The organism is Pseudarthrobacter sulfonivorans (genome assembly GCF_014712225.1).
GTDB classification, from domain to species: domain Bacteria; phylum Actinomycetota; class Actinomycetes; order Actinomycetales; family Micrococcaceae; genus Arthrobacter; species Arthrobacter sulfonivorans.
This window is the reverse complement of sequence record NZ_JACXBW010000007.1, coordinates 195,170-214,933: the sequence shown is the minus strand read 5'-3', so window position 1 is coordinate 214,933 and position 19,764 is coordinate 195,170. Positions and strand designations below refer to the sequence as shown.

The window sequence follows — 19,764 nt, the reverse complement described above, 5'->3', positions numbered from 1 at the left end:
TATCAAACAGCATCAAACGACATCAAACAGGCGGGAGCATCATGACCGTTCACCCAGCACGCATTCTTCGCGCAGACGCCGTGATGGCCGTGTCCATCCTTCTGCTGGGGTCCTTTTTATGTTTCACCGGCATGGGCCTGGTGAACCGTTGGCACCTGTCCGCAGCCCGGCGGCAAGCGCCCGGCGTCGATGACCTGCTGGGGGTGGTCGCGGTGGCCGCAGGGCTGGCAATCGTGGCGTGGTGGATTTTCGCCGTACTGGCGGCCTTGGCGGGTGCAGTTCTTGCCCGCTGCGGCAGACGGCGGGCCGCAGACCGGGCAGGCCGGTTTTGCCCGGCTTATATGCGGCGGCTCGCCGTGGCAGCGTTGTCCGCCCAGCTGCTCGCTGCTCCCATGGCCCAGGCGGCTGTACCGCCTGCCGGGCCGGCCTGGGCCCCGACCCAGGAAGCGGCGCTCCAGGCCCAATGGGCCCCCACCGGCAAGGCACAGCCGGCCCCGGAGAACCACGGCGTGCCATCAGAGCTGCTCTCCACCCCGGTGGCTCCGGACCCCCACTTTCCAGTGCCGGCAGCAGTCCGGCCCGACTGGCGGCCTAGCCCACCGGCCACCGACCCCGGTCTGCTGGCGGCCCAACCCATCCGCGCCGCGCAGGGCACACCTCCAGCCGGGCTTGAGGTCACGGTCCTGGCCGGGGACACGTTGTGGGACATTGCCTCGCAGCAGTTGGGACCGGCTGCCTCGGATGTCGACGTCGCCTTGCACTGGCCGCGCTGGTACGAGGCCAATAAGGCCCAGATCGGCGAAAACCCGCATGTCCTGCTGCCCGGGCAGATCCTGCGGGCACCCTCCGCGGGATAACCGATCTTCCGACATTCACCAGCACATAATCCCAGGGGAATCACATGAAGGCAGTTACGCCCATCCGATCCGCACGGGCCAACGGAGCCCCGGCGGCAGCAATCCACCAGGCCCACCTCCAGCCGGCCCACGCACCGGTCCAGCCATTGCGGGCAGCGGACAACGATGCCGAGGTCCTCGCCATTGCACGCAGTACGGTGCAGGCCGCCATGGAGGTCCTCGCCGGGATCCGGCCCATCCACCAGCTGGCCAGGCGCCTGGATCCGCGCTGCCTCGCCGTGCTCCAGCACCGCGCCACCCTGATCCGGCGGGAGCTGGCGCGCTCCGCGTCACCTACCCTGGCCCGGCTGCACAAGAATTCCGTGGTCCGGTCAGTCCGCGCGTGCGAGGTCGCACCAGGCATTTACGAGGCAAGTGCTGTGGTGGTTGACGACGTCCGCGCCCGTGCTGTGGCGGTCCGCCTGGAACGGGGGAAACAGGCATGGCGTGTGACGGAACTCGTGGTCGGCTGAGGCGTATGCGGGCAAAAGTGGAAGTGCCCGGAGCTAACGCTCCGGGCACTTCCTGTTTTTACGCCGCGGTCAGCGGCGCTTCTTCTTTGCCTGCCGCTTTGCAGCATCCTGCGATGCTGCCTTGGCGGGGTTGCCGGACCGTGACGACGCGCGGCCTTCAACGCGGGTCTGGGTGGCTCCGTCCTCGCCAGGGGCGGTGTACTGCAGCTGCGCCGGCTTCTCCGGCGCTTCCAGGCCAGCGGCGCGGATCTGGGGTTCGACATGCTCCGTATGGCCACCGGCGGCGTCGGCCACGACAACGTCCTGCGCCGGGGTAACATCAACCTCGAGGTTGTACAGGAAGCCGACGCTCTCTTCGCGGATGGCCTCCATCATGGCCTGGAACATGGTGAAGCCCTCGCGCTGGTACTCCACCAACGGGTCGCGCTGGGCCATGGCCCGCAGGCCGATGCCTTCCTTGAGGTAGTCCATCTCGTAGAGATGTTCCTGCCATTTGCGGCCGATTACAGAAAGCACCACCCGGCGTTCCAGCTCACGCATGCTCTCGGAGCCGATGGTCTCTTCCCGTGCCTGGTAGACCAGGCGGGCGTCGGAGAGCAGCTCCTCCTTGAGGAATTCAACGGTGAGCCGGGACTTGCCGCCGGCTTCCTCGAGGATCTCCTCCGGGGTGACGCTGACGGGGTACAGCGTCTTCAGGTTGGTCCACAGCTGGGTGAAGTCCCAATCGTCACCGTTGCCTTCGGCCGTTGCCGAGTCAATCAGGGCGGTGATGGTGTCCTCAATGAAGAACTGGACCTTCTCGTGCAGGTCGTCGCCTTCCAGGATCCGGCGCCGATCACCGTAGATGGCTTCGCGCTGGCGGTTCAGGACGTCGTCGTACTTCAGCACGTTCTTGCGCTGCTCTGCGTTGCGGCCCTCCACCTGGCCCTGCGCCGACGCGATGGCGCGGGAGACAAGTTTGGATTCCAACGCGACGTCGTCCGGGACGGAGCTGTTCATCAGGCGTTCGGCGGCACCTGAGTTGAAGAGCCGCATCAGGTCATCGGTCAGCGAAAGGTAGAAGCGTGACTCGCCGGGATCGCCCTGGCGGCCGGAGCGGCCGCGAAGCTGGTTGTCGATGCGCCGGGATTCGTGACGTTCCGTACCCAGGACGTAAAGGCCGCCGGTGTTCAGCACTTCTTCGTGTTCGTCCTTGACGGCCTGCTTGGCCGCTTCCAGGGCGGCAGGCCAGGCGGCCTCATACTCGTCGGAGTTTTCCTCTGGATCCAGCCCGCGCTTGGCCAGTTCGGCCACCGCCGTGAACTCGGCGTTGCCGCCCAGCATGATGTCAGTGCCGCGGCCTGCCATGTTGGTGGCCACCGTGACAGCACCCTTGCGCCCGGCCTGCGCCACGATGGCGGCTTCACGGGCGTGGTTCTTGGCGTTCAGGACCTCGTGCCGGATGCCTTCCTTGGCGAGCAACCGGGACAGGTATTCGCTCTTTTCAACGCTGGTGGTGCCCACCAGGACCGGCTGCCCCTGTTCATGGCGTTCGGCGATGTCCTGCACCACGGCGTCGAACTTGACGGTCTCGTTCTTGTAGACGAGGTCCGACTGGTCAATGCGCTGCATGTCCCGGTTGGTGGGGATGGCCACAACGCCCAGCTTGTAGGTGCTCATGAACTCGGCGGCCTCGGTCTCGGCCGTGCCGGTCATACCGGAGAGTTTGGAATACATGCGGAAATAGTTCTGGAGCGTCACCGTGGCGAGGGTCTGGTTTTCGGCCTTGATCTCCACGGCCTCCTTCGCCTCAATGGCCTGGTGCATGCCCTCGTTGTAGCGGCGGCCGGCGAGAATACGTCCGGTGTGCTCGTCAACAATGAGCACTTCGCCGTCGAGGATGACGTAGTCCTTGTCGCGCTTGAAAAGTTCCTTGGCCTTGATGGCGTTGTTCAGGAAGCCGATCAGCGGGGTGTTCGCGGACTCGTAGAGGTTCTGGATGCCCAGGTAGTCCTCCACCTTTTCGATGCCGCTCTCCAGGACGCCGACCGTGCGCTTCTTCTCATCGGCCTCGTAGTCTTCGCCCAATTTCAGGCGCTGGACCACCTTGGCGAATTCGCTGTACCAGCGGTTGGTATCGCCCTGGGCGGGGCCGGAAATAATCAGCGGCGTGCGCGCTTCGTCGATCAGGATGGAGTCAACCTCATCGACGATGGCGAAGTTGTGGCCGCGCTGCACCAGTTCTGACTTGTCCCACGCCATGTTGTCGCGCAGGTAGTCGAAGCCGAATTCGTTGTTGGTGCCATACGTGATGTCCGCGGCGTACATCTGCCGCCGCACCGCGGGATCCTGGTTGGAGAGGATGCAGCCGCTGGTGAGGCCGAGGAATCGGTAGACCCTGCCCATCAGGTCCGACTGGTATTCGGCGAGGTAATCGTTCACGGTGATCACGTGGACGCCGTTGCCGGTGAGGGCGTTGAGGTAAGCCGGCGCGGTCGCCACGAGGGTCTTGCCTTCACCGGTCTTCATTTCGGCGATGTTGCCCAGGTGGAGGGCAGCGCCACCCATCAACTGGACGTCGAAGTGGCGCATGCCCAACGTGCGCGATGATGCCTCACGCACGGCAGCGAAGGCCTCCGGCAGCAGATCGTCCAGCTGCTCACCGTCCTGGTGGCGGGCGCGGAGGCGGTCGGTTTCCTCGCGGAGTTCCGCGTCCGTGAAGGTTTGGAACGATTCTTCGAGAGCATTGATGGAGTCGGCATAGTTCCGAAGTTGCCGCAGGGTTTTTTTGTCACCCGTACGGAGAAGTTTTTCGATAAGTGATGCCACGTGAAGATACTCCCAGTCTGATGCTGCCGAATTCTGGCGTTTTTAGTCTACGGGAGAGACGCTGGCCACGTTGCCGCTGTTCCCTGAGAGCGGATCGGCCCACCACGGCGGCGGAGGGCCGCCGTAAGTGGCCCGGCCAGGCCCCCCACCGGGCTGACCGCAATGTCCCCCAATCCGAGCCATTCGGCCATGAGCTCCAGCTCTTCGGAGAGTTCGACGGCGGTCCCCGGCGGCGCGTCCTGCTCCCCGTGCGCTGACCTGACCAGGAGCTTCCCGGCCGCACGGTCCGCCTTCAGGTCCACGCGCGCCACGATCCTGTCCCCGAGTAGGAACGGCAGAACGTAGTACCCGTAGCGCCGTAAATGCTCGGGTGTGTAAATTTCGATCCGGTAGTGAAAGCCAAACAACTCCTCAAGCCTGCGCCGCTCGAACACCAGCGAATCGAAAGGGCTCAACAACGCCCGTCCCTCAGCCCGCCGCGGCAGCCTGGCATCCGCGTGCAGGAAGACCTTCCGGTCCCACCCCGCCACGGTGACAGGTTCCAGCCTTCCGGTACTGACGAGATGGTCGACGGCGGCGGCCGCAGCCTTGACCGGAGTGCGGAAGTAGTCAGCGAAGCAGCGCACGGTGCCAATACCGTGCGCCTGCGCGGCTGCGTCGAGGAGGCGGCGCAGGGCGTCCACGGGGTCCCGCTGACTCTCCGCCAACGCCGAACGGTCGGGCAGGACCCGTTCGGTGAGTGCATATCTGCGCTCGAACTGCTCGCTCCTGGACGCCGCAGAGATCAGGCCGTCCTCGAAGAGGTGCTCGAGAACCCGTTTGACGGCATTCCAGTTCCATCCCCAGTTCTCGGTCCGACGGTCCTCGACATGCCCGATTTTCGCGGTCAGTTCCGCTGCCGTCAGGGGCTTTCCGGCGGCCAGGACATCAAGGATTTTCCCGGTCACCCCTTCGCGTAGCGCCGGGTCCAGCGCTGCGGCACCCACCCACGGGCGTTTCTGCCACAGGACGAGGTCCTGAAAGAGTTCCGGCCGGATGAAGCTGGCCTCGTGCGCCCAGTACTCCATCATGCGCCGGGGGTGCGTTCCGGACATCCGCTGCAGGATGGTGCGGTCGTAGTTTCCCAGTCTCGAAAAGAAGGGAAGGAAGTGACTTCGGGACAGCACATTGACGGAGTCGATCTGGACCAGTTGGAGCCGGGCAAAGGTACGGCCCACCGCCCGTGAGGTCACGGGGCCGGCGGGCCGTCCTTTCTCGAGTCCCTGTGCTGCCAGTGCGATCCGCCGGGCCTGGTCAAGGCTCAGCGTTGCTGGCACATCAGTCCCTTCATTGGCGGGTGGGAACCACCCTAGACTTTCGCAGCCTGATCGTCGGAACGGTAAGCAAGAATCTTCTCTTCGACAACGGTGTCCCCAGGTTCGCATTCGTGGTCGAGGGTGATGACCCCGTACGTCCAGCCGCGGCGGCGGTAGACCACGGAGGGTGTGTTGGTGGCTTTGTCGACAAACAGGTAGAAATCGTGGCCCACGAGCTCCATATTGTCTACGGCGTCGTCGAGGCTAAGGGAGGCAGCGGGGAAAACCTTGCGCCGGATCAGCACCGGGGAGTCCCCTGCAGGAATGTCGTTTTCGAGGTCATAAGGCGATGATTCGGCAGGCGCTGCCTGCGGTTCATTTCGATGGCTTGCCTCGACATAAAGCGGTTCACTGGTGCTGGCGGGCTCCAATGAAGCAGTTGCTTCGCGTACTGCCTTGGGGGTGTGGCGGCCGTGGTGGACCTTCTTGCGGTCCTTGGCCCGGCGGAGGCGCTCAAGCAGTTTGGTGTAGGCGAGATCAAATGCCGCGAATTTGTCTGCGGCGCTGGCTTCCGCGCGGATCACAGGTCCGCGGCCCAGAACAGTTACCTCAACGGTGAGTTGGTCGCCGGTCTGGCGTGCGTTCGTCTCTTTGGACACCTTCGCATCCACCCGCTGGACCTTGTCGCCCAGTGACTCGATCTTCGCGATCTTCTCACCGGCGTATTCGCGGAATCGGTCTGAGACCGTCAGATTGCGTCCGCTGATCATAAACTCCATGGTGCCCTCCAAATGACTTCGGTGACACGACGACGGCACTTCCCGGAGGCCGATCTGATTGACAGTCGAGCCCCTTTCCGAGCCGCCATCGAAAGGTACAACTTGTTCTTGGTACCCATCAACGACGTTAGTTCATCGCCATCGCTTATTCATCCTTTATTCGTTTATTTTTTTCTAAGACGGGCGGCTACCCGCCGTCCCCCGGGGCACCGGCTCCGCTCCCAGCTGAATCAGGCGGGCGTGTCGCCGCGAGTACCACGGCACCGGCAACAACGGCTCCGCTGAGGTGCAGAGCGTGGGCCGCTTCGGCAAGCGTGGCGCCTGTGGTGAGGACGTCGTCCACGATGATGCACCGGCGTCCCGAGACCTGCCTGCGCTTGTGTCCCGGGACCTTCATGGACCCCCTGACTCTAGCGGCCCTGGCTCCCCTTCCAAGGCCCTTCTGGCCGCCGGGAAGCTGCTGCAAAGCCGCTCGGCGCCGTGATTTCCTGAGTACGTCCACTATCTGCGCTCCGGTGCGGGTGCGGCCCTGGTGCTGGAGGTGCAGCCATGCGGACAGCAGCAGGTGGATAGGGCTGAAGCCCCGCTTGATGAACGCGCCGGCGCTGCTGGGCACCGGAACCAGGCAGACGTCGTCGAGCCCGGCCGCTGCTGCGGCAATGCCGTGGCCCAGGCCCTTGGCAAAGACTGCCCCGAGTTGGTGCTGGCCGTGGCGCTTGAACGACAGCAGGCCCTGGGCTAACTCCTCGCGATACACCCCGGCGGCGACTACCGGAAGGATGATGCCGCCGTCGACGTTCATCAGGGCCGGCGCCTGCTGCTCGGCCCTGAACGGGTGCCTGGTCAGGAGCCGCACCTGCCGCTCACAGGCCACGCACAGTGCCAGGTCCTCTGCACCGCAGCAGACACAGTCCACCGGGACCGCAAGCGCCAGGAGCCCGGCCGCGGCGCCGGCAACGTGGTCCGCGGCCCGCAACCACGTACGGGGCTGCCCGCCGCGGTGCTTGGCGGACGGCAGGGGCGGCAGGAGGTCCGGATCCGGGGCAGCCGCCGCTTTGGCGGGACTGCCCGCCGGATGCCGGATCGAGTGTTCATGTCGCACGCCTCCATGCTCACCCGGTCGCGGCAGCAAAGGTATCTGCCAAGCGCCTTATGTGGAGAACTGCTACCCCGGGAAGGATGGATCGATGGGACCCTTGAGCTGGGGCGACCAGCCGTTCCCCAGCCGCTGGAAGATTCCCTCGGCAGACTGTCCGTAGACTTCCTCGGGACCGTTGCCCGCGCTGAGCCACACCAGGCCGGGCCATGGAGCCAACTGCTGGGGTTGCCCGGAAGTGAGGGACAGCAGTTCCGGGGTGACGTTCGCGCTGGCGGACCCCTTCATCACGGCAACGGTTGTGTCGCTGACCCAGACCCCCTGCTCCGGGTTGCTTGCCGTCACGAGGGTGATGGGGGTGGTCAATTCCCGGGGCGTCCCGTCAGCATTGCGGATGATTCCCGTTACCTGGACCTTGGTCTGGCCGCTCTGTTCCGATATCACCAGGGCACGGACGCCCTCGCGGGAGATCCTGAAATCCTTGACGGTCCTGCCGGCCAGCCACGCCGGCGTCATCGTGACAGTGGGAACGGTCGCTCCCTCAGACACTCCGGCCGGCCTGTAAGCCACCACCTCAGTGCCGCCGGTCGCGCCGGGGCCCGCAGCCCACACCCAATCGTGAAGGCTGAATGAGGGATGCGTGAGGGTGCTTCGGGTTGTCAGGGCGCGTGCCGGCTGGCCGGGCACCATGCTGTAAAGCGTCGTCCGGCTTTCATTGAGGAAGGCGACCGTCTGGGACACCGGTGACTCGGCAGGGTAGCGGGGGCCCAGCGAGGACACGGGCTGCATGTCCGGGAGCGGGGAAACCCTGTTGTTCTCGTAACGCACCAGCTCGTTGCCGCTGATGGCAATCTCCCGTGCGGGCACGTTCTTGTCCCGCACAGGGGGCAGCACGGAGCCGTTGTCTTCCACCCGCACCAGGTCTTGGTTGGCACGCAGCTCAACATTGACGACGTCGGGCTGGCTGCGGAAGGTGAGCGCCAGCTGAGTCTGCATCCGGAGCCGGTCCTCCGTGGACGCCTCGGTGAGCTCCTTGGCGGAGAGGTCCACCTGGGCTGCCCCGGACACCACCGGGACGGACTCGCGCGCCAGCTTCATGCCGGACGGGAACGCGCTCACCACGGCTCCGCGCAGATACGGCGCGGGGCCGGCCAGCAGGGCGCTGGTCATGGCCTTGACGGTCTTGTTCTTGATGAACCAGCGGACGTCCGGAACTGCATACGTAAAGCTGGGGTCGTAGAAGTAGATGGGGTAGGCACCGTAGATGACCTTGAACGTCTCCTCCGGGATGGCCGTCCCGTTGGGGATGGCCGAAATCCGCCACTCACCGTCCACTTGGGTGAGCGTCACCGGAATGTTCTCGATGGTTCCTTCCGGAGACTGCGTGGCAATGCCGTCGACATCCACGGTGTAGGCCACGTCCAGCTGGTAGTTGTAGACGTTTTCGACGCCGGTCTCCACCACGGTCGCTGAGCGGTACACCAGGGCCCGCTGGTCGGGTTTCCACGATACGGATGCGGCCTGGGTCAAGTACTCACGGGCAACCGCATAGTCCCCCTCATACCCGGTGCCTGCACGGTAGAAATAATCGATGATGTTCTCCGGAGTTGCACCGGCCTGCGGAGCGGCCGGCAGGAACACCGGGGCATTCACATTGCCTGCACTGCCTTCCTCGCTCTTTCCCACAGGTCCCGAGGTGGGGATACGGGCACACGAGGCAAGGAGGAACATCACCACGAGGAGAATCAAGGCTCTGAGCAGCCCGCGCTTCGCGGGACCGGTCATGTCTGTTCGTGTCATGAATGGTCCTTCGTCGAGGTGGCCCCGGCCGCGGCGCCGGCGTTGGCGGCGCCTGGCGCTGTCCTGCCGCCTGGGCTGCTGGCTTCCGCGACACTCTCGTCCGTCCCGGAAGCGGGACCAGGACCAGGTCCGGGTCCGGGTCCAGATCCAGGTCCAAGAACCAAAATGTTCTTATCGTGCTGTCCGTCCGGCAGGACGATGTCCCCCGGTTCAAGCTGGACCGGCGAACGGTCGATCTCCTCGCCCTGGCGCAAGGGGACGGTCAGCCGGAAATTGGACCCGCTGCCCTTGTTGCCCCACGCCTGCAGCCAGCCGTTGTGGAGCTTGGTGTCCTCCATGGCGATGGACAAGCCCAGGCCGCTGCCTCCGGTGGTCCGGGCGCGGGCAGGATCCGCCCGCCAGAACCGGTCAAACACACGGGCAGCTTCGGCCGGCGTCATGCCGATCCCCTGGTCCCGGACAGCCACCCCCACGGCCGTCTGGTTGGCCGCGACAGTAACAATGACCGGCCTGCCCTCCCCGTGCTCCACCGCATTCAGGATGAGGTTCCGCAGGATCCTGTCAATCCGCCTGGCGTCCATCTCCGCCACGATGCCGCCGGCGGGTGCACGCAGGATGATTTCCGAGCCGTATTCCGCTGCCACAGGAGTTGCTCCCTCAATGACATGCGCGATGACCTGCACGATGTCCTCGGGCTCGGCGTCGAGCATGGCCACGCCGGCGTCGAAACGGGAAATCTCAAGGAGGTCCGCCAGCAGGGATTGGAACCGCTCCACCTGGTTGTAGAGAAGTTCCGCTGAGCGCTTGTTGATGGGGTCGAAGTCGTGGCGGGCGTCGTAAAGCACCTCGGCGGCCATCCGCACGGTGGTCAGCGGGGTCCGCAGTTCGTGAGAAACATCGGAGACAAACCGCTGCTGCATCTGGGACAGCGTGGCCAGCTGCGTGATCTGTTCCTGGAGGCTGGCGGCCATGTGGTTGAACGACGCACCGAGGCGGGCCACTTCGTCCTCACCTTTGACCACCATGCGCTCCTGTAGCTGCCCGGCCGCGAGCTTCTCGGACACCAGGGCCGCGTGGCTGACCGGGCTGACCACGTTGCGGGTGACGTACCAAGCAATGGCCCCGATCATCAGCACCAGCACGGCTCCGCCGGCCAGGAGGACGCCCTGGATTTCGTCAAGTGTCTGCTGCGCGGTGTTGAGGTCGTAAATCAGGTACAGCTCGTACACGGTCCCATTGAAGGTCACCAGGTTGCCCACGGCGATGCCTGGCCTGTCCTCGGTACCCACGGGAATCACGGTGGATGCCCAGTACTGGTCCTTGCCGGAATCCTGGACGGCCTTGCGCAGGTCGGGCGGGATGACGCTGACGGTCAGCTGGTCTGATGCCCGCGACTCCACCCATCGGTTCCTGGGTTTGGTCTGCTCAGGCTTGGCTTCGAAGACGTAGCGCCGCTGGATGACGGAGCCGCGGCCCTCCACGGCGTTCAGGGTGTCGTACACCAGCGTGATGACGCTGGACTGGTCGGTGACCTGGGCGCCGTCGAACGTCTCCTGCACCTGCTTGACGTTGTAGCGGGTCTCGGATTCAGCCTGGGTCAGCCGCTCCTGGAACAGGTTATTGGCGATCTGGTTGGAAAGGTAGGCACCCACGGCGCCGAAGGATGTCACGGCCAGCAGGAGGGTGGTGAGGACTGTCCGGAACTGCAGGGACCGGCGCCAGCGCTGATGCAGGGAACGTCCCAGATAGCGCAAAGCCGGGAAGAAACTGCTCAGCCCGACGCGGACGAGGCGCGCCACCCGGACTCCGACGATGATTCCACGGCGCCGCCAGATCCGCGCACGGAAAGGCAACGCCGCCAGCTCCGCGGCCAGCGCGTCAGTGTGTTCGGGCCCTTTGGCCGCGGCCTGGTCCGGGGCGTGGGCGCCTTCTGGTCCCGAGGACTCAGGAACCTGCTTTGTAGCCGACACCACGAACCGTCAATACAACTTCCGGGGCTTCCGGGTCCCGCTCAATCTTGGACCGGAGCCGCTGTACGTGGACGTTGACCAGCCGGGTGTCTGCAGCGTGGCGGTAGCCCCAGACCTGTTCCAGCAGCAACTCGCGGGTGAACACCTGCCACGGCTTCCGCGCCAGCGCCACCAGGAGGTCGAATTCCAGGGGCGTCAGCGAAATGCGTTCGTCGGCGCGCTTCACCGTGTGGCCGGCAACATCGATGGTGATGTCAGCGATCCGCAGCGTTTCGGGCGCCTTCTGGTCACCGGGACGCAGGCGGGCCCGGACACGGGCAACCAACTCAGCGGGCTTAAACGGTTTGGGCACATAATCGTCGGCCCCGGACTCGAGCCCGCGGACGACGTCGGACGTGTCGGATTTGGCGGTAAGCATCACGATGGGCACGTCCGACTCAGAACGGATCTGCCGGCAGACCTCTATGCCGTCCACTCCGGGAAGCATGAGGTCAAGCAGCACGAGGTCCGGCTTCGATGAACGGAAAACGTCAAGGGCCTGGCCGCCGTCAGCGCAGAAGACGGGATCAAAGCCGTCATTGCGCAGAACAATTCCAATCATTTCGGCCAGCGCTTCGTCATCATCAACTACCAGAATGCGTGCCTTCATAGTTATATATTCCCCTATTGAACTAGGTTTGTCCTGTTCAACGCCCTCCCGGCATGGCGCAGCCAGCAGGAGTGCGCTGCGTCCGGGCCGGTAGATTGGGAATCAACCGCGGCGCCGCCGGCGGCACCGTCCAGGAGGTCATTGATGAACGTCCCCATCTACCAGCAGGCCTTAGGCAAGGAGTTCACCCGGCTGCAACCGGAGCTGCAGGAGTACTTTTCGCTCCTGCCGGGCTCCGGACACTATGGCGTTGGCGAAGGCGTTTTCGACGTCGCCGGCTGCCGCCAGGCGTGGTTGCGGCCGCTGCTGAAGCTTACGTCCGGGGAAGAAGCGTTCTTCCCGGAATTCGGGGCAGGCATCCCGTTCCGGATCGAAAACCACGCGCACCTTGATCCGTTCGGACGCCCCAGCCTCACCGCGCGGCGCGAGATCCGTTTCCCGGGCCGCAGCAGGATTTTCCAGGACACCACCAGCCTCGTGGAATCGGACGGCGGCCCGCGGCTGGTGGACTACCTGGGCAGGTTCCGGCGCATGGTTACCGACCTGAAACTCAGCGTCACAGAGGAGGGCAGGCTGCGCGGGGTGTCCGAGGACTCACGGCTGTTCCTTGGCCATCTCCGGCTGCCGCTGCCGGCAGCCTTGGATGCCAAGGCGTACGCCGAGCAGTGGTGGGAGGAAGACGCCAACGGCATCGGACGGCACCGGATCCAGGTCAAGGTCCTCCAGCCGCAGATTGGCGAAGTGCTGGTCTACGCCGGCCACATGCAGTACCGGCTGCGCCCGTACGTTGGCGGCAGCACTGCGCAGAACTTCCTGCCCCGCTACGCCCAGCCGGACCGTTGGGAAGACCGCAGGTAACCTCAAAGCCCAACGCAACGCAGGGTCGCTTCCGGTCCGATAATCGCTGATATTGGGCGAAAAGTGACCCTCCCCACCCGCACCCTAGCCTCGCAAGCCCGGCCAGGGAACCCTGTGGGCGTGGGCCCCCGTTGCCGTTACCCGTGCGCCCGCTGGTTCAACCCGTCGGCCATTTGGGTCAGCCTGCCCAGCACGGCAGTTGCGGCCGACGGCGTGAGGCCTGCCAGTCCCGCGGCGGGCGTGACCCGGACACTGCCCAGAGACGACGCCGGCAGTCCCATCTGGTGCCACGGCCGCCAGACGGACTCGACGGCGTCTGCCACTTTCGGCAAAGTGCGTCCGTTCGGGTCCAATGCACCGGCCCAGACCCGCTTGCCCGCCTCCACGGCGGCGGCCAACTGCTCCCACTGCCTGGCTGTCAGAGCCTTCAACGGAACGGCCACGCCATCCGCGCCCGCCCTCACGATCCGTTCGATCGGGGCCTCCACCTCGGGCACTGCGACAACGATTTCGACGGCGCCGGCGGCCCTGAGCGCCTCAATGACCTGCTGCCAGGACTCGGTGACCTCCTGCCCGCCCACTGCGCGCAACGTGCGGTAACCGCTCGACGTCGGAATGGTGCCGCCCAGTACGGCGGCAATGTCAGGTTCGTCGAGCTGGACCACCAGCTTCGCGTCCGGCACGGCGCTGGCGACCCGTGACAGGTAGCTGCCGACGCCGGCCGCCAGGGAGGCGGCAATGTCCCGGCGGGCGCCGTAGTCGATCAGGGCGCGTTCGCCGTTGTGCAGATGCAGCCCGGCGGCCAGGCTGAGCGGACCCAGGAGCTGGACTTTGAGTTCGCCGGCGGGAGTGTCCTCCCCGCCTGCCACGTCCGCCAGGACGTTGATGTCCGTGGACAGCGCCGAAGCGGCCCGGCGGAAATCCTTGCCGGGCCGGTCCACGAGCCGCCAACCATACGGCTGTACATCCACAGCCAGCTCCACCAGCACTGAAGCCGTGCGGCCCAGGGCATCCGAACCGACACCGCGGTCCGGAAGTTCAGCCAGGAACGGCAGGTGCGGGCTGCCAAGTTCGCCGCGGATGATCCGCGCGGCCTCAACCGGGTCTTCCCCCGGCCAGGGCCCCAGCGCGGTGGCTGTTACTTCCACTCTGCAGCAGCCTGGTGGTCCTCGGCGATGGCTTCGTGATGGCGGATGACCTCACCGATGATGAAATTCAGGAACTTCTCGGCAAAGGCCGGGTCGAGGTGGGCATCCTCAGCCAGCCGCCGCAACCGGGCGATCTGGGCGCTTTCGCGGCCCGGATCCCCTGCCGGGAGCCGGTGCGCGGCTTTGAGGAAGCCCACCTTCTGCGTCGCTTTGAACCGTTCAGCCAGGAGATAGACCAGGGTGGCATCGATGTTGTCGATGCTGGACCGGATTGACAGCAGTTCCGCCATCACCGAGTTGTCTACCTGGCCGCCCAGCGAACTTGCGGCGGCGTCGTAGGTTTCGGCATCGGGAACATCATGGTTTTGCTGCGTCATGGTCCAAGTCTATGTGGCCAGCAACGCCCGGTGTGCCGCCCGGCGCCGTGCCTGCTCGTCCGGATCCGGGACGGGCAGGGACGCGATCAGCCGCTTGGTGTAGTCGTGCTGCGGAGCCCCCATCACCTGGCTGCCGATCCCCTGTTCCACCAGCTTGCCCTTGTACAGCACGCCCACCCACTGCGAGAGGATGTCCACCACGGCAAGGTCATGACTGATGAACAGCGCCGCAAACCCGAACTCCGCCTGGATTTCCTTGAAGAGTTCAAGCACCTTCGCCTGCACCGAAACGTCCAGCGCCGACGTCGGCTCGTCGGCGATCAGCAGCCTGGGGTTCAGGATGAGCGCACGCGCCAGCGAAGCTCGTTGGCGCTGGCCGCCGGAGAGCTCGTGCGGGTACCGGTCAGCGTACGACGCCGGCAGCTGCACTGATTCGAGCAGCTCACCGACGCGTTTGCGCGCCTGAGCCGGGCTGGGATTGGTGTGGATGAGCATGGGCTCCGCCACGCAGTCCCCGATGGTCAGCTGCGGGTTGAAGGACGCGGCCGGATCCTGGAAGACAAAGCCAATGTCCTTCCGGAGCGGTTTGAACGTGCGTTCCTTGAAGTTCAGCATTTCGTAGCCGAGCACCTTCAGGCTGCCGCCAGTGGTCCGGTTCAGACCCGCGATGGCGCGGCCGATGGTGGTTTTCCCTGAGCCGGATTCCCCCACCAGCCCAAACACCTCCCCTTCGGAGACGGTGAAGCTGACTCCGTCCACGGCTTTGAAGGCCGGCGTCCCCAGCCGGCCGGGGTACTCGATGGTCAGGTTGGTGGCGTCCACCAGCACGGGCGAGTTTTTGTGGGCGCGTTCCTTCAGGCCTTCCGACGCCGAATTCCGGCCCAGGTGCGGCACCGCTGCCAGCAGCTTCCTGGTGTAGTCCTGCTTCGGTTCCGCGAACAGCACCCGCGCAGGCGCCTCCTCCACAACGTCACCCTGGTACATCACCACCACCCGGTCCGCGAGGTCCGCCACAACTCCCATGTTGTGGGTGATCAGCACGATCGAGGTGCCGTATTTGTCCCGCAGGTCGCGCAGGAGCTCCAGGATCTCCGCCTGGACGGTGACGTCCAGGGCGGTGGTGGGCTCATCCGCCACGATGAGGCCCGGGTTGAGCGCCAGGGCCGCCGCGATCACCACGCGCTGCTTCTGGCCGCCGGAGAACTGATGCGGATAGTAGTTGACGCGATGCTCCGGGTCGGGGATCCCCACTTTGCGTAGCGCTTCGATGGCCCGGGCTTTGGCTTCCTTGGCCGTGACGCGCTTGCCGCCGGCGGCGTGGGCACGGATGCCCTCGGCGATCTGCCAGCCGACGGTGAAAACCGGGTTCAGCGCGGTGGACGGTTCCTGGAACACCATGGCCACATCGCGGCCGCGGATCTGCCTCAGCTTCGAGGCGCTCACGGTGATCACATTGTTCCCATTGATCAGGACCGCGCCGCCGATGGTGGCGGTCTCGGGCAGGAGCCCGAGGATGGTTTTCGCGGTCACTGTCTTGCCCGAGCCGGATTCGCCCACGATGGCCAGGACTTCGCCGGGACGGACGTCCAGGCTCACATCCTTGACCGCGTAAACGTCGCCCCCGTCGGTGGCGAATGTGACTTTGAGGTGGTCGATGTCCAGGACATGTCCCGTGGGCTGCCCGGCGCTGGTTTCGATAATCTCCGGACCGCTCATGCGGACACCTCCGTCTGGTTCTTCACTTCTGTGCCTTTGCGCTTGGAACCTGCCCGTCTGCGTCCACGCAGGCGCGGATCGTTCAGGTCATTCATGCTCTCCCCCACCAGGGTCAGTCCCAGGACTGTGAGGACGATCGCCGCACCCGGAAACACGCCCGTCCACCAGATACCTGACGACGCATCGGACATCGCCTTGTTCAGGTCGAAGCCCCATTCGGCAGCGGAGCTCGGTTCGATACCGAACCCGAGGAAGCCCAGCCCGGCCAGCGTGAGGATAGCCTCCGAGGCGTTCAGCGTGAAGATCAGGGGAAGCGTGCGGGTGGCGTTGGCGAAAATGTGCCTGCCGATGATCCGTGCGCTTGAGGCACCCACCACCTGGGCGGATTCCACAAACGGTTCGGCTTTGAGCCGGATGGTCTCAGCCCTGATCACCCGGAAATACTGCGGTACAAACACGGCGGTGATGGCAAAACCACACGCGAGGATTCCGCCCCAGAAGCCGGACTGTCCCTTGTTAATCGCGATTGAGACCACGATGGCCAGGAGGAGGGTCGGGAACGCGTAGATCGCGTCAGCGACCACAACCAGGATCCGGTCCAGCCAGCCGCCAAAGTAGCCGCTGACCAGGCCCAGGAAGACCCCGATGAAGATGGCCATGAGGACGGCAACCACGATCACCGTGGCCGCTGTCTGCGATCCCCAGATCACGCGGGACAAGACGTCGTAGCCACCCACAGTGGTGCCCCAGGGATGCTTGCCACCCGGTGCAGCCTGCGCAGGAAACGTTCCGGCGTCGTCGGAAATCTGGGAGTAGCCGTACGGTGCGAGCAGCGGCGCAAAAATGGCCGCCACCAGGAACACAGCGCACAATACGACGCCGATCAGCAGCATGGTGCGCTGCAGGCCAACGCTGCGCCGGATATGTGACGAGACGGGCAGCCTGTCCAGCAGGGACTTTTTGGCTGGCGTAAATGCTTCGGTGCTCATCAGTACCTCACCCGCGGATCGATAAGGGCGGCCAGGATATCCACCACAAAGTTAGTGACCGCCACAATGACGGCCAGCAGCATCACGATGCCCTGGACGGCCACAAAGTCGCGGGCCGTCAGGTACTGCGCCAGCTGGTAGCCGAGGCCCTTCCACTCGAAAGTGGTCTCCGTCAGCACAGCACCGCCAAGCAGCAGCGCGATCTGGAGGCCCATGACGGTGATGATGGGGATCAATGCAGGCTTATAGGCGTGCTTGGTCACCAGCCGGTATTCGCTCACTCCGCGGGACCGGCCGGCCTCGACGTAGTCTTTGCCGAGGGTACCAATCACGTTCGTGCGAACAAGGCGAAGGAAGACACCGGCTGTCAAAAGCCCCAGCGCGATGGCCGGCAGGACCGCGTGGTGGACGATGTCGCCGAAGGCTGCCAGATCGTTGCTCCGCAGGGCGTCCAGCCAGTAGATGCCCGTGGGCGCCGATAACCGGCTCATGGCCAGTTCGGTTGTGGTGGAAGCGCGGCCGGCAACTGGAAACCAGCCCAGGCCGACGGAAAAGGTGAGCTTCAGGAGCAGGCCCGCAAAGAAGACGGGCGTGGCGTAGCAGAGGATGGCGAAGAAGCGCAGCAAGGCGTCGGGAACCTTGTCCCGCTTGTGTGCGGCGAACATGCCGAGCGGAATGCCCACCAGCAGCGCCACAACAAGTGAGTTAATGGCCAGTTCAAGGGTGGCGGCACCAAATTTGGCGAGCATCTCAATCACGGGCCTGCCGTCAGAAATGGTGCGGCCGAAGTTTCCGGTGGCGATCTGGCCAAGATACTCGAGGTACTGAATGAAGAGCGGCCTGTCGTAGCCGGCCTGGTGAACCAACGCGTCAATTTGCTCTTGCGGAAGGCGGCCGCCCTGGGCTGCTGTAATGGGATCGCCCGTGATCCGCATGAGGAAGAACACCAGGGTGACGAGGATAAAGATCGTGGGGAAGATCAGCAGGAAGCGGACCAGGATGTACTTCCCGAGGCCACCTCCGGCGGATTTGGACTTGGGGGCCGCAACTGTTGGTGGCGGCGTATCAATCAAGGTAGTCATGCTGTCCCTGCTTGGTTTGAAACTGAATATGTGGACCCAAAACGCAGGAGGCGGGGCCGCGGGGGCCCCACCTCCTGACGCGGGTTACTTTGGGGCGTTACCGGAGCCGGCCGTTTACTTGGAAACCTGGCCGAGCCGGAACTTGAACGACGCGTCCAGAGTGGAATCCACGCCCTTCACGCCCTTCCCTGAAACAGCTACCTGGGCCCCCTGCAGCAACGGCAAGGTGGAGATGTCCTTGGCCAGCTGATTCTGGACTTCCTGGATGGTCTTCTCGCGCTCCGACTTGTCCGCCGTGACCAACTGCTTGGCGATGAGCGATTCGACCTCCGTGTTGGAGTAGTGGTTGTTGATGTAGCCGCCCTTGGGGAAGAACGGCGTCAGGTAGTTGTCCGGGTCACTGAAGTCGGGGAACCAGCCCAGCTGATAGACCGGGTAGCCGTCCTTCTTCGAGGCCGAGTTGTAGGTGACCCACTCAGTGGACTGCAGATCCACCGTGAACAGCCCGCTCTTCTCCAGCTGGTCCTTGACCATGCCGTATTCGTCGCCGGAGGACTTGCCGTAGTGGTCGGGGTTGTACTGCAGCTTGATGGTCACCGGGCCGGTGATGCCGGCATCCGACAAGACCTTCTTGGCCTTGTCAAGGCTGGGTTTGCCGGAGCCGTCGCCGTAGGCCTGCTTGAAGGACTCATTGGCGCCCAGGAAACCCGACGGGACGTTGGACCACATTGGCAGGTACGTGCCCTTGTACACCTGGTCGGAAATAGCCTGACGGTCTACGAGGTTGGCCACCGCCTGGCGGACCGCCAGGGCCTTCTGAGGATCCGCTTCCGCGGTCTTCGCTCCGAAAGGCATGGTGTCGAAGTTGAAAACGACGTAGCGCATCTCGCCGCCGGGGCCGATATTGACAGTGACGCTGGAGTCTTTCTTGAGGTCGTCGATGTCCGTCGCGCTCAGGCTGCGGTTGGCAACATCGATCTGCCCGCCCTTGACCTCCAGCTTCATGTTCGTCTGGTCGGTGTAGTACTTGATGGTCGCCCCTGCGTTGGCGGGCTTGCCCAGGACGCCTTTGTAATCCGGCCATGCCTTCAGGCTGACCAGCGTGTTCTTGCTGTAGGAGTCGATGACGTACTGACCGTAGAAAGCGTTCGCCTTAACGATCTCGTCGTCGCTGAGGAGCTTGTCTGCCGGGAAGACTTCGTCGTCAACGATCGGAGCGGCGGGGCTTTGCAGGATCTGGGCGAACGTCTGGTCGTTGGCTTGCTTAAGCGTGAACACCACGGTGGTGGCGTCGGGCGTCGCAATTGACTCGATGTTGGTCAGCAATGATGCCGGCCCATTGGGGTCATTAATCTTTGTCTGGCGGTCAAAGGAGAACTTGACGTCCTTGGAATCCAAGTCGTGCCCGTTGGCCCATTTGAGTCCGCTCTTGAGCTTGACGGTGAATTCGGTGGGCTTCGTGAACGACGACGATTCCGCCAGGTCCGGCACCGGCTCAGCGCCGCCGGGCTTCGAATTCAACAGGAAGGAGTAAACCTGGTTCATCACCATGAACGAGCCGTTGTCGTAGGAACCTGCCGGGTCCAGGGCGGTGACCTTATCGGTTGTGCCGTACGTAATGGTGCTTCCCGAGGAATCCCCTGGTGTGGCGCTGTTTCCGCCGCCGCCGGAGGGGCCCGTGCAGGCAGTCAAGGCGAAGGCGGAAACGCCTGCGAGCGCGATTGCGCTGCGCAAGGCTTTAGTGCTCTTGGTCATCTGTGAACCTTCTGTTCGATGAGTACGCGCTTGCCGCCCGCCTAGGGGTGTTTACTCGGGCGGGCAGCGCGCT

Annotated in this window: 16 protein-coding genes; 3 read left to right on the top strand and 13 right to left on the bottom strand. The window is 64.6% G+C overall.

The genetic code is table 11. From position 1 onward, the window contains the following. Positions 1-41: 41 nt before the first annotated feature. The gene (locus IAQ70_RS11210) at positions 42-857 is read left to right on the top strand and encodes a LysM peptidoglycan-binding domain-containing protein (protein WP_190989392.1); all 816 of its coding nucleotides are present in this window, start codon (positions 42-44) and stop codon (positions 855-857) included. A 44-nt stretch (positions 858-901) separates the two neighbouring features. Then, a complete protein-coding gene (locus IAQ70_RS11205) occupies positions 902-1,369 on the top strand; it encodes an Rv3235 family protein (protein WP_190989391.1) in 468 nt (155 codons plus the stop codon). Positions 1,370-1,438: 69 nt separating this feature from the next. Here the strand turns inward: IAQ70_RS11205 and secA are convergent, their stop codons facing one another. The 7 genes from secA to mtrA form a co-directional block, all read right to left on the bottom strand. Then, positions 1,439-4,177 carry a preprotein translocase subunit SecA gene (gene secA, locus IAQ70_RS11200; protein WP_190989390.1) on the bottom strand — a complete coding sequence of 913 codons (2,739 nt, stop codon included), beginning with the start codon at positions 4,175-4,177 and terminating at the stop codon, positions 1,439-1,441. 47 nt (positions 4,178-4,224) lie between these two features. Continuing rightward, on the bottom strand, positions 4,225-5,493 hold the full coding sequence (locus IAQ70_RS11195) for a winged helix-turn-helix domain-containing protein (protein ID WP_190989389.1): 1,269 nt from the start codon (positions 5,491-5,493) through the stop codon (positions 4,225-4,227). A gap of 32 nt (positions 5,494-5,525) precedes the next feature. Further along, positions 5,526-6,251, bottom strand: coding sequence for a ribosome hibernation-promoting factor, HPF/YfiA family (gene hpf / locus IAQ70_RS11190; RefSeq protein ID WP_190989388.1), 726 nt, complete (start codon positions 6,249-6,251; stop codon positions 5,526-5,528). Positions 6,252-6,438: 187 nt separating this feature from the next. Then, positions 6,439-7,353, bottom strand: a complete 915-nt coding sequence (locus IAQ70_RS11185; RefSeq protein ID WP_317983633.1) for a ComF family protein — start codon at positions 7,351-7,353, stop codon at positions 6,439-6,441. Between the two features lie 63 nt (positions 7,354-7,416). Further along, positions 7,417-9,132 carry an LpqB family beta-propeller domain-containing protein gene (locus IAQ70_RS11180; protein WP_190989431.1) on the bottom strand — a complete coding sequence of 572 codons (1,716 nt, stop codon included), beginning with the start codon at positions 9,130-9,132 and terminating at the stop codon, positions 7,417-7,419. An 11-nt stretch (positions 9,133-9,143) separates the two neighbouring features. Further along, on the bottom strand, positions 9,144-11,120 hold the full coding sequence (gene mtrB / locus IAQ70_RS11175) for an MtrAB system histidine kinase MtrB (protein ID WP_407682575.1): 1,977 nt from the start codon (positions 11,118-11,120) through the stop codon (positions 9,144-9,146). After that, positions 11,092-11,766 carry an MtrAB system response regulator MtrA gene (mtrA, locus tag IAQ70_RS11170; RefSeq protein ID WP_190989387.1) on the bottom strand — a complete coding sequence of 225 codons (675 nt, stop codon included), beginning with the start codon at positions 11,764-11,766 and terminating at the stop codon, positions 11,092-11,094. The genes mtrB and mtrA overlap by 29 nt, the downstream gene beginning before the upstream one ends. 144 nt (positions 11,767-11,910) lie before the next feature. On the opposite strand from mtrA, the gene IAQ70_RS11165 reads away from it, so the two are divergent. Next, positions 11,911-12,624: a DUF4166 domain-containing protein gene (locus tag IAQ70_RS11165; protein WP_190989386.1), complete on the top strand. Its 714-nt coding sequence runs from the start codon at positions 11,911-11,913 to the stop codon at positions 12,622-12,624. 137 nt (positions 12,625-12,761) lie between these two features. Here the strand turns inward: IAQ70_RS11165 and IAQ70_RS11160 are convergent, their stop codons facing one another. The 6 genes from IAQ70_RS11160 to IAQ70_RS11135 form a co-directional block, all read right to left on the bottom strand. Beyond that, the gene (locus IAQ70_RS11160; protein WP_190989385.1) at positions 12,762-13,772 is read right to left on the bottom strand and encodes a uroporphyrinogen decarboxylase/cobalamine-independent methonine synthase family protein; all 1,011 of its coding nucleotides are present in this window, start codon (positions 13,770-13,772) and stop codon (positions 12,762-12,764) included. Then, complete coding sequence (locus IAQ70_RS11155; protein ID WP_190989384.1) at positions 13,763-14,149, bottom strand: chorismate mutase; 387 nt, start codon at positions 14,147-14,149, stop codon at positions 13,763-13,765. The genes IAQ70_RS11160 and IAQ70_RS11155 overlap by 10 nt, the downstream gene beginning before the upstream one ends. Before the next feature lie 9 nt (positions 14,150-14,158). Next, positions 14,159-15,865, bottom strand: coding sequence for an ABC transporter ATP-binding protein (locus IAQ70_RS11150; RefSeq protein ID WP_190989383.1), 1,707 nt, complete (start codon positions 15,863-15,865; stop codon positions 14,159-14,161). Then, positions 15,862-16,854, bottom strand: a complete 993-nt coding sequence (locus IAQ70_RS11145; RefSeq protein WP_190989382.1) for an ABC transporter permease — start codon at positions 16,852-16,854, stop codon at positions 15,862-15,864. Before IAQ70_RS11145 ends, IAQ70_RS11150 begins: the two co-directional genes overlap by 4 nt. Then, positions 16,854-17,936 carry an ABC transporter permease gene (locus IAQ70_RS11140; RefSeq protein ID WP_190989381.1) on the bottom strand — a complete coding sequence of 361 codons (1,083 nt, stop codon included), beginning with the start codon at positions 17,934-17,936 and terminating at the stop codon, positions 16,854-16,856. The genes IAQ70_RS11145 and IAQ70_RS11140 overlap by 1 nt, the downstream gene beginning before the upstream one ends. Before the next feature lie 114 nt (positions 17,937-18,050). Next, positions 18,051-19,691, bottom strand: coding sequence for an ABC transporter substrate-binding protein (locus tag IAQ70_RS11135; RefSeq protein ID WP_190989380.1), 1,641 nt, complete (start codon positions 19,689-19,691; stop codon positions 18,051-18,053). Positions 19,692-19,764 lie beyond the last annotated feature (73 nt).